Raw genomic sequence first — 15,071 nt, 5'->3', positions numbered from 1 at the left:
GCTGTTCGGCTAGCGCAGCCGGCGGCGCGCGAGGCTCGCGCAGCTTAAACGTCTGTCGCGGGAGATCGACTGGAATGGGCCTATAGAGGCTCAACGCGGGGTGCCTGCGCTCCAGGGAGTTTTGTCCGGCAGAAGATGGCTGCCTCTTTGTCCTTTCCCCGCGAGCCGCAGCGTTACTCTCGCGCGGCAATCGCAGTGGCGGTAATAGATTCGATCAACCGTCAGGTCTGCGGCAGCGCTGGAAAAATGGGGCATTCTTCGAGTCTTCGAGTGGGCAGAACCTGTGGGAATGAGTGCGGTAGCGCTGGGATTGGCTGCGAAGGCGTTTGCCATCGTGTTCCCTTGGCGGTGGCAGAGGAAGTCGGTTTCGAAACAAGGGATCGGCTTGCTTACCCGGTCTGGCGTATCCCGGCGAATTTTGTGAGCCGGCCCAATCATGAATTGTGTAAAGACAGATTCTTTTGACATCTGTTCACGGTTCGAAAACCAAGTTTTGAGCCGTGCTTCTGGCGGCTGGCCTTCCGGCAGAAAAACTTAATTCGACGCGATCATTTTCGGGGCGTTGGTTCCTCGCTCAAGGGCAGACCGTTTCGCCATGCGTTTTTCGATGAGAACTCGCCTTGCCCTTAGTTTCGGGGCCGTCCTGCTTCTGACGGGCGGCATCGGCGTCATGGGGCTGAACGCCCTGTCCTCCAGCGTCGATCGCTTCGAGGAGTTCGCCGGGCGCCCGTTCCAGCAAATCGAGGCGCTCGAAATCCTGTCGTCGAATCTGGAGAAGATTCGCCGTCTTCAGCGCACCGCCATCATCAGCACCGCCGCCGAGCACGCGGCGATGAAGGCCGACTATGCCAAGACCTGGCAGGAGATCGAGGCTGCCCTCTCCACCTTCGACCGGGCCGTGCAGACGCCGGAGGGACGCCAGGATATCGCCGATCTCCCCGCCGCGATGGCGCGTCTGAAGGCTGTGTCGCAGCAGGCTTACGACCTTTCCTCCTCCGCCGACGTGCGTGCGAACGAGACGGGTCTCGAACTGGTCGAAGCGAGCGACAAGGCGTTCGAGGTCGCGCTCGCAGCCGTGCGCACGCCGCTCGAGACGGCCCAGAGCCAAACGGATTCGATCCGTGTCCTCGACACGATCGAACGCGCCTACTACCGCGCGCGCCTCGATCTCGGCGAGAATCTCAGCCATAGCGAAGCGGACGTGATCGCCGCCGCCAAGGAGCGACTTGCCAAGGCCGGGCCGGAGGTCGACACGCTTCTGCGCCAGCTCGGCGCCGGCCTCCCGGCGGCGGCCAGCGCGCCCGTGTCGGATCTCAGCGCTGCCTGGGGCAAGGCCTTCGAGAAATTGCAGGAAGCCCAGCGGATCGGCGAGGGCAACACGCTCAACCAGGCGCTCGCCTTCCTCAACGAACAGCAGCGCCCCGCCGCCATCGCCATGGGCGAGCGGATCGACCTCCTGGTTCGGCACGCCGAGGACCAGGCCAAGGCGCTGGTGGAGCAGGCACGCTCGGGCTATGGCGCGTTGAGGATGTGGCTGACGGCGGCCATCGTCCTCGCCGTCGCGCTGGGCGCGGGGCTTGCGTCCTGGATGGGCCTGTCGCTGCTGCGCGGTCTGCGCCTGATGGAGGAGAATGTCGATCGCATCGCCGCCGGCGACCTGTCACACCGGATCGTCCATTCGCGCCATGACGAGGTGGGCGACCTTCTGACCCGCCTTTGCCAAACCCGCCTTCGTCTTTCGGGCACGGTCTTCGCCGTCCAGACCGCGTCTTCGAAAGTGTTCAGCGGCGCCCAGCGCTCCGCCGGCACGTCCGCCCGGCTCTCTTCCGGCTCCACCGAACAGGCCGCCGCCTCCGAGCAGGCGTCCGCCGCGATCGAGGAGATGACCGCCAACATCCGTCAGAACGCCGACAATGCCTCCACCACCGAGAAGATCGCCGCCCAGGCCGCCGAGCATGCCGACACCACGGGCGCGGCGGTGGCGCAGTCCACCGAGGCCATGCGCGCCATCGCCGAGAAGATCGCCGTGGTGCAGGAGATCGCCCGCCAGACCGACCTCTTGGCGCTCAACGCCGCGATCGAGGCGGCCCGCGCCGGCCAGCACGGCAAGGGGTTTGCGGTGGTCGCCTCGGAAGTGCGCAAGCTCGCCGAACGCTCTCAGGCAGCCGCCGCCGAGATCGGCGACTTGTCCTCCCGCACGCTGGTGGTGGCGGAGGATGCCGGGGCGCGTCTGGAGCGCTTGGTTCCGGACATCCGCAAGACGGCGGAGCTGGTGTCGGAGATTTCGGCGGCATGCCGGGAGCAGTCGATCGGCATCGAGCAGATCAACCAGGCGATCGGCCAGCTGGATCAGGTGACGCAGTCGAACGCCGGGGCGGCCAACGAGATGGCGGCGACCGCCGATCAGCTGTCCACCGAGGCGGGCCGGTTGCAGGAGGGAATGGCGACGTTCCATCTCAACCCCGGCGAAGCCGAGATCGTCTCGGCCGGGATCGAGAGCGGGTACGACATCCAAAGGCTTCAGGCGCTCGCGCTGGATTTTGCCGAACGGCATAATGAGACGCCGAGCAGCCCCAAGGCGAAGGCCCAAACCGCTGCCTTGGCCGAAGCGGCCTGAGCGCCCGCCCCGCGCGAAAGGGCTCGCGCGATCCCATACGCGAAAGACCCGGTCGCGGCCTTCGGTGGCGGCCGGGTCTTTCGCGTTCTACGCCTTGGCCGTGCGATGCCGACCCGATCGGATTTGGAACCCAAGACAGACGACCCTGCCGGGGTGGGCCGGCTGGGTCTTTTGTCCGATCCTTTCGTCACGAATGCTTGGCCAAGCGCGGTCACGTCACTTGAGCTTCGCGCCTTATGAACCCGTCAAAATCCCTCGCCCGCCCTTGGCCCGCAGGTCTCTACTGCCTCGTCATGACCAGCAAGCATCCGGGCGAGGTCGTGGATGGCTCTCGATTGAGATGAGTCACACAGCGTCGTTCAGCGCAGAACCAAGCGCGATATTCCCAAACGAAAAAGGGATGGGCCTTCGCAGGCACATCCCTTTCCAAGCCTAAGACCTATGAACTGATCGGGTTCAGCGGGTCGGAGCGGTCGAGTCGATGCCCGAGCTGTTGCCCGGAACCGGCACGGAGGAGCCGGACTGCATCGTGTCGGTCTTCACCGCGTCACGCGGCACAACGACCCGCGAAGCGGCGTCCGCCGGCATGGTGCTGTCGATGCCCGACGAATTGCCCGGGACCGGGACCGAGCTCGTGCTGGTCGGATCGGTCACGGACGGCGCGTCGCGCGTCGTGGTGATGGTCGATGCCGCGTCGGCCGGCATGGTGCTGTCGATGCCGGACGAGTTGCCGGGAACCGGCACCTTGCTGGTGGACTCCGGCGTGCCGGCGGCAGGAGCCGGCTGGGCCGAGGCGACGCCGCCCATCAGAGCCAGGGCCGTAAAAGCGATTGCGAAGGTCTTCATGGGGCTTCCATCCGTTCTTGAGGCATCGGTGTCATTGCACCGACACAATCTTCGAGATGAGAAGCGTTCAGCCGGCGAAATGTTCCATCGCCACTTGGTCTCTCGCAAAGGAATTTCCGATGCTATGAGCGGCCGTGCTTGGCCGCCAGGCCAGCGCACCGAACGGCGTCATCCCCGTGTCACCCGGTTGTGGCAAGCGGAGCGAAAGTCGAGGCAAGACAAGCGCTTGAGGTAAGGCATGGCCGTATCGATCCACCTTCGCAAGCTCACCCGGCGCTTCGACCGGGGGCCGGCGGCGCTGGACGAGGTGTCGCTCGACATCCGCCCCGGCGAGTTTCTGGCCCTGCTCGGACCGTCTGGCTGCGGCAAGACGACGCTGCTTCGCCTCATCGCCGGCTTCGAGGCGCCGAGCGCGGGAAGCCTTGCCTTCGGGGACCGGATCGTCGCCAGCGAGAGCGCTTTCGTGCAGCCCGAGGCGCGCAATGTCGCGATCGTCTTCCAGTCCTATGCCCTCTGGCCGCATATGAGTGTGGGGGAGAATGTCGGCTATCCCCTTCGCGTGAAGGGCGTGCGCGGCTCGGCGCAGGCTCAGAAGGTGGCCGAGGCGCTGGCGGCGGTGGATCTGTCGGGCTTCGAGAACCGGCGCCCCGCCGATCTATCCGGCGGCCAGCGGCAGCGCGTGGCGCTCGCCCGTTGCCTTGCCATGGAGCCGGGCATCGTGCTTCTCGACGAGCCGCTCGCCAATCTCGACGTGCATCTTCGCGCCTCGATGGAGGAGACGTTCCGCGCTTTCCACCGGCGCACCGGCGCGACGCTGGTCTATGTCACGCACGACCAAGCCGAGGCCATGGCGCTGGCGGACCGGATCGCCGTGATGGAGCGCGGGCGCATCCTGCAACTCTCCACGCCCGAAACTCTCTATGCCGAGCCGGCGAGCGAGGCCGTGGCGCGCTTCGTCGGCCACGGCCATGTGGCGGACGCGGACCTTCTCCTTTCGCCCGGCGACGGTCGGGCGCGCGTCCGCCTGTTCGGCGTGGAGGCGGACATCCGCTGCCCTGCGGGCCTGCGCCTGCCCTCCGGCCGCCGGGGGCGCGTGTGCCTTCGGGCGGAGGATCTGGAGATCGATCGCGCCGACGGCTTTGCCGCGCGCGTCCTGTCCTCGACCTTCAAGGGCTCGCATTCGCGCCTCGTGGTGGAGCCCCTGGCCGCGCCCGGCACGCGCCTTTCGCTGCACGCGCCCTCCGGGCGGGCGGAGGGCGAAAGCGTTCGGATCGGCATTCGCGACGGCTGGCTCCTGCCCGACACGGTGGGCGACGCGCAGCCGGCGCCGCGCAAGAGCTTGGCGGTGGAAGCTGTCTGAGCTTTAAACCCCGAGGGCGCTGCGTCTCACCGTGTCCAGGGCAGGGCGCCCTTGGGCAGGAGCGGCTGGAGCAGCGAGCCCAGCGCCATCAGGGCGAGGATCACCACCACCGTTACCATGGCGAGCGCCGAGGCGAGCGGCGCGCGGCCGGCATCGTCGAGATTGAACACGGCGACGCCCAGCGTCTCGTTGCCCGCCGACCAGAGCAGCGCGGAAACGGTAAGCTCGTTGAAGGCGGTCATGAAGACGAGGATGGCGCCCGCCGCCGCCATGGGCGCCACGAGCGGCAGGACGACGCTGCGCAGCCGCAGCCCGAAGCCGGCTCCTGTCATGCGAGCCGCCTCGTCCAGAGCCGGGTCCAACTGGCGCAGCCCCGCCACGACCGGGCGCAGTTCCAGAACCAGAAAGCGCGCGAGATAGGCGAGGAAGATGATCCAGATCGTGTTGTAGAGGCTGAAGCCGAGGACCGGCAGCGGCTTGAGGAACAGGAGGATCGAGGCGATGCCGAGCACGATGCCGGGCAGGGCGTAGGGAATGTCGGCCGCCGCCGAGACCGCGCGCAAAAGCCGGCTCCCGCGCCAGACCAGGAGAACGCCGAGCGGCACGGCGACGAAGGCCAGCACGATCGCGGCCCCGAACGAGAGTGCGGCGGAGTTGCGAAAGGCGCGGATCGTCACGTCCTGCCGGAACAGGACCTCGGCATAATTGCCGAGCGTCGCCGTGCCGGGGCCGAGCGGCACGCCATAGGCCGAGACGAGCGAGGTGGCGAGAAGGCCCGCAAGGGGCGCGGCCACCATCACCAGCATGAGAAGCGCCACCAGCGCCTCGGCCCCCAAGCGCCAGCGCCCGAGCGCGAAGGGTTGAAGCGCCGCGCCCGAGCCGCTCAGGCGATAGTCCCGCGCGCGCAGCAGGAGGGCTTGGCACCCGAAGCCGGCGAAGGCAACGAGGCCGACCAGAACCGAGAGAACCGCCGTTTCGCCGATGATCGCCGGGCCGAAGCCGGCAAGGCGCTGGTAGATCAGGGTCGGCAGCGTCGTGTAGCCGGCGGGAATACCGAGCAGGGCCGGAATGCCGAAATTGCCCACCGCCGACACGAAGGCGATCGCCGCCCCCGCCACCAGCGGCGGCGTCATGACCGGCAGGATGACGGTGCGAAGCACTCGGCCCCGGCTCGCCCCGCAGGCGCGCGCCGCCTCCACCAGATCGCGCGGCAGGGCGCGCAGGCCCGCGCGCACCGCGAGGAACACGAGCGGCGCGTGCTGCACGCCGAGAAGGAGCATAATGCCGCCGGCGCTGTAGAGGGGATTGCGCGTGCCGATCGGCGGCGCCAAGCCCAGCGCGCCCAGAAGCGGGCTGGACGGACCGAAGAGCTGCGCCCAGGCCAGCGCCGTCACCTGCGGCGGGATCATGGCGGGCAGGAGCGCGGCGAAGACGAGCGCCGTCTTGCCGCGAAGGTCGGTGAGCCCGACGAGCAGTGCCAGCGGCAGGCCGATCGCCACGGCGACCAGCGTGCCGACAGAGGCGGTCGCCAGCGTGTGGCCGGTGGCGATCCAGGTGGAGCGCGCCGAAAGGACCGAGAGGGCCGGCGCGAGGTCGGGCCGCCCGCCGGGCAGCACGGCCTCCAGCGCCAGCCGCGCGATGGGCAGGATGCCGAAGAGCGCAACGATCAACGCCAGCGCCGCGATCGCGGCGCGTTCCGCCGGAGGCGCCTTCACGCTGGAGCCTTCACGGACATGCCCTCATGAGACGGCCTTTCGAATGTGTCTCGCAAACATCCGAACGGAGGACGAGGCGAGGGAATGGGGTTCGGATACGAGGGCGAAGCTTGGACGGATGGAGGGCTTGGAGACCGTTCGACAACCCGGCCGGGTCGGCTCGTCGGCGCTTTCCCGCCGCTCCCAGGGCGAGACATCTGCCGCGCAAACACGGCAAAGCTGCGCGAGCGCTGCAGATGTTCACCCGTCCGCATGGACCGTTGCCAATTCCCGCCGATGCCGCCGACATCGATTGCATTCGGCGCCTCGCGAACGTCGAAAAATCCCTCGCCGACCCTTCGCCGCCGAGTTTCCAAACAGCCTCCTAGAGTGCCTAACAAAACCTCGTGGGGGTCGGCTCATCGGGTCTTTCCGCCGTAGAGTTTGTCGCGAATGCTTGGCCTGCCGCCGGCATCACTTAAGCTTCGCTCCTTGCTCCCGACGAAAAACCCTCGACCATCCTCCGCCCGGAGGTTTTGTCAGGCGATCTGAGACCCGACCCTGCACGATGGAGGCCCGGGCGAAAAGACCGGGGCGGCCAATCCAGGAGGTTTTCCGAGGCGCACTCGGTGCGTGTTGGTAGAACGGCAGGGAGACACGGCGCGCGGTTCCTCGACGTTCGCGAAGCACCGAACGCCGCCGGTGCGAGAGCGTATCGGCGAGGATCGGCAAAGGCCCTGCGGACGGGCGAACGATCTGCGGCGTTCGCGCAGCTTCGCCGCGCCAGCATGCCTTTTGAATCCCAATCCGCCGGGCCTGCCTGATGCTTTTATTCGGCATGATCCGACGGAAAGACGGGTCGGTCTTGCCTGAAAATGCTCCGGCGCGTCTCGCCCCGACGCGGCGGCGCCAAGGCGCTGGCGCTCAGCCGCCGAACAGTTCGGAGAAGCGCTTCTTGTTCTCCGCTTCGTCCGCCAGCGCCTTGGCCGCGTCGAAGGGCAGAAGCTTGATCTCTTCGCGCTTGGGGAAGCCCGCCGGGCCGGCGACGCCGTTGCGCGCCGGCAGATAGCCCTGGCGTGCGGCGAGCGCCTGGCCCTGTTCGCTCAGGAGGAAGTCGACGAAAAGCTTGGCGCCGTCCGGGTTCTTGGTGGTCTTGAGGATCGCGACCGGCTCGGTCACGGCCGAGACGCCCTCGGTGGGAAAGCTGAAGCTCACCGGCGAGCCCTTGGCGGCCTCGCGGATCGGCAGATAGTCGACGATCACGCCATAGGCCTTTTCGCCGCCGGCGACCGCCTTCATCACCGCGCCGTTGCCGCCGCTCGCCGTGGTGCCGCCCTTGGCCAGCGCCTCCCAATAGGCCCAGCCGAAGTCGGGGTTCTGCGCGAGCGTCGCCACATGCACCAGGGCGGCGCCCGAGGTCAGCGGGCTCGGCATGGTGGTCTTGGCCGCCATGTCGGGGGCCAGCAGGTCCTTCCAGGCGCGCGGCGCGGCGCCGGCCTGCGTGTTGCCCATGAGGCCGGTGGTGATGAGCTTGGTGGAGAAATAGGTGTGGTCGCGATCGATCAGCGCGGCGTCGAAGCCCTTCGTGTCGGCCTCGGGGAAGGAAAGAAGCCGGTCGTCGCGCTTCAGCCCCTCCATGGTCACGCTGTCGGCGATCAGAAGCACGTCGGGCTGCGGGCTACCGGCGGTGAACTCGGCCTGGAGCTTGGCCATGATCTTGGTGGTGCCCTCGCGCACCCACTCGACCTCGGTGCCGGGATGGGCGGCCTTGAAGGCGTCGACGGTCGCCTGCGCGTCCTCGTTCGGCTGGCTCGTATAGAGCGTGATCTTGCCCTCCGCGTGGGCGCTGGCAGGCAGCGCGAGAGCGGCGAGAGACAGGCTAGCGGCAAGGCCGAACGAGCGCAGCATGAGCAATTCCCCAACAGGTCGGGCGCCTGGGCGAAGGCTCAGGCGAGATAGTCCCCTGACGCCGGGGCTTAAGCAGCCATCATGACAGTGCCATGACCTTCACGCCACCGTGAGAAGGGGAGCTGGCGCTTGTCGGATGCCTGAGTGCGCCGGCCTTCGACTTCGCCTCGCCCGACCTTCCCGTTTCACCGGTGCCCTGCCCAAGACCGGCGGGCCGCGAAGACCTTCGTTCGGGCCGGCGTGACAAAACTCCTCCCGGCAGGTGGTTGGAATGATTTGCGATTAGGTGTAATGGCGGGTACGCCCACCCGGGCAGAGGAGGTTTTCATGCCCGCATATCGTTCCCGCACGACCACCCATGGCCGCAACATGGCCGGCGCCCGTGGCCTTTGGCGCGCCACGGGAATGAAGGATTCCGACTTCGGCAAGCCGATCATCGCCGTCGTGAACTCCTTCACGCAGTTCGTGCCGGGCCATGTGCACCTCAAGGATCTCGGCCAGCTCGTGGCGCGCGAGATCGAGGCGGCGGGCGGCGTCGCCAAGGAGTTCAACACGATCGCCGTCGACGACGGCATCGCGATGGGCCATGACGGCATGCTCTACTCGCTGCCCTCGCGCGAGCTGATCGCCGACAGCGTCGAGTACATGGTCAACGCGCACTGCGCCGACGCCATGGTCTGCATTTCCAACTGCGACAAGATCACGCCCGGCATGCTGATGGCCGCCATGCGCCTCAACATCCCCGCCGTCTTCGTCTCGGGCGGGCCGATGGAAGCGGGCAAGGTCGTCTGGCCGGACGCGCGCGCCGAGAAGAAGCTCGACCTCGTCGACGCCATGATCGCCGCCGCCGACGACCGCGTATCGGACGAGGACGTGAAGATCATCGAGCGCTCGGCCTGCCCGACCTGCGGCTCCTGCTCGGGCATGTTCACCGCCAATTCCATGAACTGCCTGACCGAGGCGCTCGGCCTGTCGCTGCCCGGTAACGGCTCGACGCTGGCCACCCATGCCGAGCGCAAGCGCCTCTTCGTCGAGGCCGGCCATCTCATCGTGGATCTCGCCCGCCGCTATTACGAGCAGGAGGACGCGGGCGTCCTGCCGCGCTCGATCGCCAGCTTCGCGGCCTTCGAGAACGCCATGACGCTCGACATCGCCATGGGCGGCTCGACCAACACGGTGCTGCATCTCCTCGCCGCCGCGCACGAGGCCGAGGTGGACTTCACCATGGCCGACATCGACCGCCTGTCGCGCCGGGTTCCCGTGCTTTGCAAGGTCGCGCCCTCGATCGCCAACGTCCACATGGAGGACGTCCACCGGGCCGGCGGCATCATGGGCATCCTGGGCGAGCTCGACCGCGCCGGCCTGCTCGACACCTCGGTCGGCTCGGTCCATGCCGAAAATCTCGGCGCAGCGCTCGACCGCTGGGACATCAAGCGCACGGAAAGCCAGACGGTGCGCGACTTCTTCCGCGCCGCGCCCGGCGGCGTGCCGACGCAGGTCGCCTTCAGCCAGGACCGGCGCTTCGACACGGTGGACGACGACCGTGAGAGCGGCGTCATCCGCTCGCTCGACCACGCCTTCTCGCTCGACGGGGGCCTCGCCGTTCTCTACGGCAATCTCGCCGAAGACGGCTGCATCGTGAAGACGGCGGGCGTGGACGAGTCGATCCTCAAGTTCACCGGCCGCGCGCGGGTGTTCGAGAGCCAGGACGCCTCGGTCAAGGCCATTCTTTCCGGCCAGATCGAGCCGGGCGACGTCGTCCTGATCCGCTACGAGGGGCCGCGCGGCGGGCCGGGCATGCAGGAAATGCTCTATCCCACGAGCTATCTGAAGTCGAAGGGCCTGGGCAAGGCCTGCGCCCTCGTCACCGACGGGCGCTTCTCCGGCGGCTCCTCCGGCCTGTCGATCGGCCACGTCTCGCCGGAAGCGGCGGAAGGCGGCTTGATCGCGCTCGCCGCCGAAGGCGACCGGATCGAGATCGATATCCCGAACCGCTCGATCCATCTGGCGGTGGACGACGCGGAACTCGCGCGCCGCCGGGCCGAGATGGAGGCCAAGGGCCGCGACGCCTGGAAGCCGGCGGAGATCCGGAAGCGCAAGGTGACGACGGCGCTGCGCGCCTATGCCGCCATGACCACCAGCGCCGCCAAGGGCGCCGTGCGCCAGCTCGACTAGCCGCCCCGCCCCGTTCGGGGCTAGGTCGCAAACAAGCAAAAGGGCCGGTTCGCCACGGGGCGGACCGGCCCTTTTGCCTTTGTGCTTCGCGCCTCGGGGGCCAAGCGTCAGGCCATGACGGCCGGCTCGCCCTGTCCCTCGCGCCGCATCGCCTCCGGCGCCTCGAGCTTGGCGCGGCGGGGATGGACGAAGACGCGCAGGACTTCGCGATAGGCCGAAATCCGGTGCGCCCGATGCCCTTCGGCGTCCTGGTCGAGTTCCCAGACGCTGGGCGGGCGATGAAGAATGCGAAGTGTTCGTGACGACATGGTTCGAAGACTCCTACAGATACGCCAGTTCATCGCTTGAAACGAGAAAGAGGAGCTTCGTTTCCCTTCCGAAACCGCAGAGCGCCCACCCGAAGGGCGAGAAAGCCCGTCGCGCAGGGGTTGCGGGCGCGGCTTGCGGCTCCGTGTCGCGGAACCGTCCTTCGCTGTTTCGATGCGCGCATCTTTGAAACAGTGAAACAGACGCCTTCACCAAACCGTCGCGCCGCAAGGCTACTGACCTTCGCATGAGAGCAGGCCGCCCGACCGAGCGCGGCCGCCGATCCTTGCGAAGGCCGCCATGCGCATCGTCCAGATTTCCGATACCCATCTCTCGCCTCGCGAGCCGCGCTTCGACGCCAACTGGCAGGCAGCGCTCGCTTTTCTCAAGGAGTTGCAGCCCGATCTCGTGATCCACACCGGCGACCTCGCGCTCGACGGGGCGGACGAGGCGCGCGGCGAGGCCGAGCTTGCCCATGGGGCGGCGGCCATGGCGGGCTTGGGCGACAACGCGCTGATCCTGCCGGGCAATCACGATGTCGGCCATTTCCCCGGCATGGCGCAGCCCGTCAACGCCGAGCGGCTGGAGCGGTGGACACGCCTCGTCGGGCCGGACCGGTTCTGCGTCGACCGGGGCGGCTGGCGGCTCGTCGGCCTCAACGCGCTTCTGTTCGGCCAGGCCGCGCTCGGCGGCGAGGAGGCGGCCTGCGCAGCGGAAGCCGCGCAATGGTTGTTCCTGGAAGCGGCGCTGGACGGGCGGGACGGGCGTCCGGTCGCGATCTTCTCGCACAAGCCGGTTTTCGTGGAGCGGATAGACGAGGGCGAAACCGGCTATTGGGGCCTGCGCCCGGCCGAGCGGGCGCGCTTCATGGCGCTTTGCGAGGCTCATGACGTGCGCCTCCATGCCAGCGGCCATCTCCACTCGCCCTGGATCGGCCAGCACGCGGGGCTCGCCATCACCTGGGCGCCCTCGACCGCCTTCGTGCTGGGCGAGGGCGAACGGCTAGGGGCGAGCGGGCGCTCGCTCGGCCTCGTCCTGCACGAGCTGACGCCGGACGGCACTGTCGATAGCCGGCTTCTCGCCGTGCCCGGGCTCGAGGAATACGACTTCTCCCGCATCGGGGCCGAGATCTATCCGGCCGATGTCGGCGGCGTCGACGCCGGCCCGCTCGGTGAAGCCGACAGGCCGAAGGAGAACGCGGCATGAGCGCGCCCTTCAGCATCGCCCCTTTCAGCATCGCCCCCTTCAGCATCGAGGGCATCGCCAAGAGCTTCAACGGCCAGCCGATCCTGCGCGATGTCGGCTTCACCGCCCGGCCCGGCGAGTTCGTAGCGCTGGTCGGCCCGTCCGGCTGCGGCAAGTCCACGCTTCTGCGCATCGCGGCCGGGCTGGAGACGCCCGATGCCGGCGCCATCCGGCTCGGCGGCGCGGATGTGACGCAGGCGCCGCCCGCCGCGCGCAACGTCGCCATGGTGTTCCAGTCCTACGCGCTCTATCCGCATCTGACGGCCGGCGAGAACATCGCCGTGCCGCTGATGATGCGCGAGCTGTCCCGGCCGCAGCGACTGCCCTTCGTCGGCGGTTTCATGCCGGGCACGTCGGCGCAGCGACGCGAGATCGGCGAGCGGGTGCGCCGCGTCGCCCGCTCGCTGCAGATCGACCATCTTCTCGACCGCAAGCCGGCGGCCATGTCGGGCGGCCAGCGCCAGCGCGTGGCACTGGCCCGCGCCCTGGTGCGCCGGCCCGCGCTGTTCCTGATGGACGAACCGCTCAGCAATCTCGACGCCAATCTGCGCGTTCACGCGCGGGGCGAGATCGTGGACCTTCACCGCGAGGCCGGCGTGCCGACGCTCTATGTCACGCATGATCAGGCCGAGGCCCTGTCCATGGCCGATCGCGTCGCCGTGCTTCAGGGCGGCCGGCTTATGCAGATCGCCCCGCCCGCCGAGATCTACGACGATCCCGCCCATCTCACCGTCGCCCGCTTCATCGGAAGCCCGCGCATCAACCTCCTGGCCGCGCGGGTCGAAGGCGATGGGACGGTCCTGGCGCGGGACGGCACGCCGCTGCCCGTGCCGATGGCTCTCGCCCTGCCGGCGGGGCGCGAGGTCACGGTGGCCGTGCGCCCCGAGCGGCTGCGCCCGACCGAGGGCACGGGCCTGCCGGCGCGCGTGCGGCGCCTCGAATTCCTCGGCTCCGACGTTCTCGTCTATTGCGACTGCGAGGCGAGCCTCGACGGTGAGCCTGTGGTGGCGCAGGTCGAGCCTTCCGTCGCCGCCGGCCTCGCCCCTGGCGCGGTGCTGCGGCTCGCCGCCGACCCCGCCCATTTCCTGTTCTTCGACGGCGAAGGCGCGCGCCTGCGCGCACCGGGGGGAGGGCGCCATGTCTGAGGCGCTTTCCTTGCCCGCGATGGCCGGCGACGGTGCGTCGGCCGGTCCCAGGCCCCGCCGCGCGCGGGCGCGCCTCGCGGCCCTCGGCCTCGCCACCCCGGCCCTGGTCCTGTTTCTTCTCTTCGTGATCGCGCCGACGATCGCGGTTCTCGTGCTCGGCTTCACCGATTACGAGCTCGGCTATAGCGGTTTCCGCTGGGTCGGCTTCGACAATTACCGCGATCTCTGGAGCGACCCGGCCTTTCGCGGCTCGGTCGCCAACACCGCGCTCTATGCCGCGATCGTCACGCCCGCCTCGGTGGCGCTGGGGCTGGCCGCAGCGCTCCTGATCGAGGCGGAAACGCGGGGCCGCGCCTTCTTCCGCACCGTGTTCTTCCTGCCCGTCGCCTCGCTGGTGGTGGCCATGGCGACGGTCTGGCAATATCTGCTCCATCCCTCGATCGGCCCGGTCAACGCGCTGCTCGGCCTCGTCGGCATCGCCGGGCCGAACTGGCTGGGCTCCTCGGCCTGGGTCCTGCCGAGCCTGGCGCTGATCGGCGTCTGGCAGTCGGTCGGCTTCAACATGGTCCTGTTCCTGGCCGGCCTCCAGGGCATTCCGCGCGATCTCTACGCGGCCGCCGAGGTGGACGGCGCGGCCTCGGCTTGGCAGCGCTTCCGCCTCGTCACCTGGCCGATGCTGGGGCCGACCACGCTCTTCGTCGCCATCATCTCCACCGTCAACGCGGTGAAGGTGTTCGAGACCGTGAAGACGCTGACCGAAGGCGGCCCGAACCGGGCGAGCGAGGTCCTGCTCTTCTCCATCTATCAGGAAGGCTTCGTCTATCTGCGCGTCGGCTACGCCTCGGCCATGACGGTGGTCTTCCTCCTCGTTCTCGTCGTCCTCATGCTGCTCCAGCATCGGGCGCTCGACCGGAAGGTCCATTACTGATGCGCGCCGCTTCGCTCTCTCCCGCGCGGGTTCTGCGCCTTTCGCTGCTCGTGCTCGGCGCCTTCGTCATGCTGGCACCCTATCTCTGGATGCTCTCGGTCGCGGCCAAGGGGCAGGCGGAGGTCTTCTCGGCCACGCTCTCGCTCTGGCCGAGCGAGTTCCACCTCCTTGAGAACCTTACCAAGGCCTTCACTCGCGTTCCCATGGGCTGGCTGCTGCTGAACGGCGTCATCGTCTGCGGGCTGATCCTCCTGATCCAGGTCGCGGTCGCCATCCCGTGCGCCTATGCCATGGCCAAGCTGCCGCTGCCGGGCGCCAAGCTCCTGATGGGCATGGTCATGCTCGGCCTTCTGGTGCCGATCCACGCCACGGCCCTGCCGCTCTATGTCGCCTTCGACAAGGCGGCGCTCCTCAACAGCTACACCGCGATGGTCGCGCCCTTCTCCATCTCGGTCTTCGGCATCTTCCTGTTCCTGCAGTTCTTCAAGGGCCTGCCGGACGATCTCCTCGATGCCGGGCGGCTGGACGGGATGGGCGAAGTCTCGCTGCTGCTGCGCGTCGTCCTGCCCAATGCCTGGCCGGCGGTCACCGCCTTCTCGATCTTCTCGGTGGTGGCCCACTGGAACGATCTGTTCTGGCCGCTGATCGTCGTCTCCGACACGCAATACGCCACGCCGCCGCTCGGCCTCCTGTTCTTCCGCGCGGCGGAAGCGGGCGACGACTACGGCGCGCTGATGGCGGCGACGCTCATTGTCACCCTTCCCCTCGTCGCAGGGTTTCTGCTGGCTCAGAAGCACTTCGTCGAGGGCATCACCATGACCGGCCTCAAGGGCTGAGATCCGGTCAG

At 68.3% G+C, this 15,071-nt stretch carries 11 protein-coding genes; 7 read left to right on the top strand and 4 right to left on the bottom strand.

Features of this window, described 5'->3' with window-relative positions:
• Positions 1 to 607: 607 nt before the first annotated feature.
• The gene (locus M673_RS01760) at positions 608 to 2,617 is read left to right on the top strand and encodes a HAMP domain-containing methyl-accepting chemotaxis protein (protein WP_187301287.1); all 2,010 of its coding nucleotides are present in this window, start codon (positions 608 to 610) and stop codon (positions 2,615 to 2,617) included.
• 456 nt (positions 2,618 to 3,073) lie between these two features.
• On the opposite strand, the gene M673_RS01755 is transcribed toward M673_RS01760, so the two are convergent.
• Complete coding sequence (locus M673_RS01755; protein WP_061973112.1) at positions 3,074 to 3,463, bottom strand: hypothetical protein; 390 nt, start codon at positions 3,461 to 3,463, stop codon at positions 3,074 to 3,076.
• Positions 3,464 to 3,701: 238 nt separating this feature from the next.
• On the opposite strand from M673_RS01755, the gene M673_RS01750 reads away from it, so the two are divergent.
• Positions 3,702 to 4,823 carry an ABC transporter ATP-binding protein gene (locus tag M673_RS01750; RefSeq protein WP_061973110.1) on the top strand — a complete coding sequence of 374 codons (1,122 nt, stop codon included), beginning with the start codon at positions 3,702 to 3,704 and terminating at the stop codon, positions 4,821 to 4,823.
• Between the two features lie 26 nt (positions 4,824 to 4,849).
• Here the strand turns inward: M673_RS01750 and M673_RS01745 are convergent, their stop codons facing one another.
• The gene (locus tag M673_RS01745) at positions 4,850 to 6,538 is read right to left on the bottom strand and encodes an ABC transporter permease (protein WP_061973109.1); all 1,689 of its coding nucleotides are present in this window, start codon (positions 6,536 to 6,538) and stop codon (positions 4,850 to 4,852) included.
• 903 nt (positions 6,539 to 7,441) lie between these two features.
• On the bottom strand, positions 7,442 to 8,422 hold the full coding sequence (locus M673_RS01740) for an ABC transporter substrate-binding protein (RefSeq protein WP_374755560.1): 981 nt from the start codon (positions 8,420 to 8,422) through the stop codon (positions 7,442 to 7,444).
• Positions 8,423 to 8,752: 330 nt separating this feature from the next.
• Here M673_RS01740 and ilvD point away from each other — a divergent pair, with 330 nt between their 5' ends.
• Positions 8,753 to 10,600, top strand: a complete 1,848-nt coding sequence (ilvD, locus tag M673_RS01735) for a dihydroxy-acid dehydratase (protein WP_061973106.1) — start codon at positions 8,753 to 8,755, stop codon at positions 10,598 to 10,600.
• A gap of 107 nt (positions 10,601 to 10,707) precedes the next feature.
• Here the strand turns inward: ilvD and M673_RS01730 are convergent, their stop codons facing one another.
• Positions 10,708 to 10,908, bottom strand: coding sequence for a hypothetical protein (locus tag M673_RS01730; protein ID WP_061973104.1), 201 nt, complete (start codon positions 10,906 to 10,908; stop codon positions 10,708 to 10,710).
• Between the two features lie 298 nt (positions 10,909 to 11,206).
• Between M673_RS01730 and M673_RS01725 the strand changes: the two genes are divergently transcribed.
• Genes M673_RS01725 through M673_RS01710 form a run of 4 tightly spaced genes read left to right on the top strand, consistent with a single transcriptional unit; the run spans position 11,207 to position 15,060 of the window.
• Positions 11,207 to 12,112 carry a metallophosphoesterase family protein gene (locus M673_RS01725; protein ID WP_061973103.1) on the top strand — a complete coding sequence of 302 codons (906 nt, stop codon included), beginning with the start codon at positions 11,207 to 11,209 and terminating at the stop codon, positions 12,110 to 12,112.
• Positions 12,113 to 12,141: 29 nt separating this feature from the next.
• Positions 12,142 to 13,296 (top strand): ABC transporter ATP-binding protein, encoded by a 1,155-nt coding sequence (locus M673_RS01720; protein WP_061977564.1) that lies wholly within the window; start codon positions 12,142 to 12,144, stop codon positions 13,294 to 13,296.
• Positions 13,289 to 14,224, top strand: coding sequence for a carbohydrate ABC transporter permease (locus M673_RS01715; RefSeq protein ID WP_061973101.1), 936 nt, complete (start codon positions 13,289 to 13,291; stop codon positions 14,222 to 14,224). The genes M673_RS01720 and M673_RS01715 overlap by 8 nt, the downstream gene beginning before the upstream one ends.
• Positions 14,224 to 15,060, top strand: a complete 837-nt coding sequence (locus M673_RS01710; protein WP_061973099.1) for a carbohydrate ABC transporter permease — start codon at positions 14,224 to 14,226, stop codon at positions 15,058 to 15,060. The genes M673_RS01715 and M673_RS01710 overlap by 1 nt, the downstream gene beginning before the upstream one ends.
• Positions 15,061 to 15,071 lie beyond the last annotated feature (11 nt).

Origin of the sequence: Aureimonas sp. AU20 (assembly GCF_001442755.1) — a bacterium.
Classification (GTDB): domain Bacteria; phylum Pseudomonadota; class Alphaproteobacteria; order Rhizobiales; family Rhizobiaceae; genus Aureimonas.
This window is presented reverse-complemented; position numbering and strand designations above follow the sequence as displayed.

Bases quoted from the DNA above. Each gene is read 5' to 3' on its own strand.
- M673_RS01760 (WP_187301287.1), top strand. From the start codon at position 608: ATGAGAACTCGCCTTGCCCTTAGTTTCGGGGCCGTCCTGCTTCTGACG.
- M673_RS01715 (WP_061973101.1), top strand. From the start codon at position 13,289: ATGTCTGAGGCGCTTTCCTTGCCCGCGATGGCCGGCGACGGTGCGTCG.
- M673_RS01755 (WP_061973112.1), bottom strand. From the start codon at position 3,463: ATGAAGACCTTCGCAATCGCTTTTACGGCCCTGGCTCTGATGGGCGGC.
- M673_RS01725 (WP_061973103.1), top strand. From the start codon at position 11,207: ATGCGCATCGTCCAGATTTCCGATACCCATCTCTCGCCTCGCGAGCCG.
- M673_RS01710 (WP_061973099.1), top strand. From the start codon at position 14,224: ATGCGCGCCGCTTCGCTCTCTCCCGCGCGGGTTCTGCGCCTTTCGCTG.
- M673_RS01750 (WP_061973110.1), top strand. From the start codon at position 3,702: ATGGCCGTATCGATCCACCTTCGCAAGCTCACCCGGCGCTTCGACCGG.
- ilvD (WP_061973106.1), top strand. From the start codon at position 8,753: ATGCCCGCATATCGTTCCCGCACGACCACCCATGGCCGCAACATGGCC.
- M673_RS01730 (WP_061973104.1), bottom strand. From the start codon at position 10,908: ATGTCGTCACGAACACTTCGCATTCTTCATCGCCCGCCCAGCGTCTGG.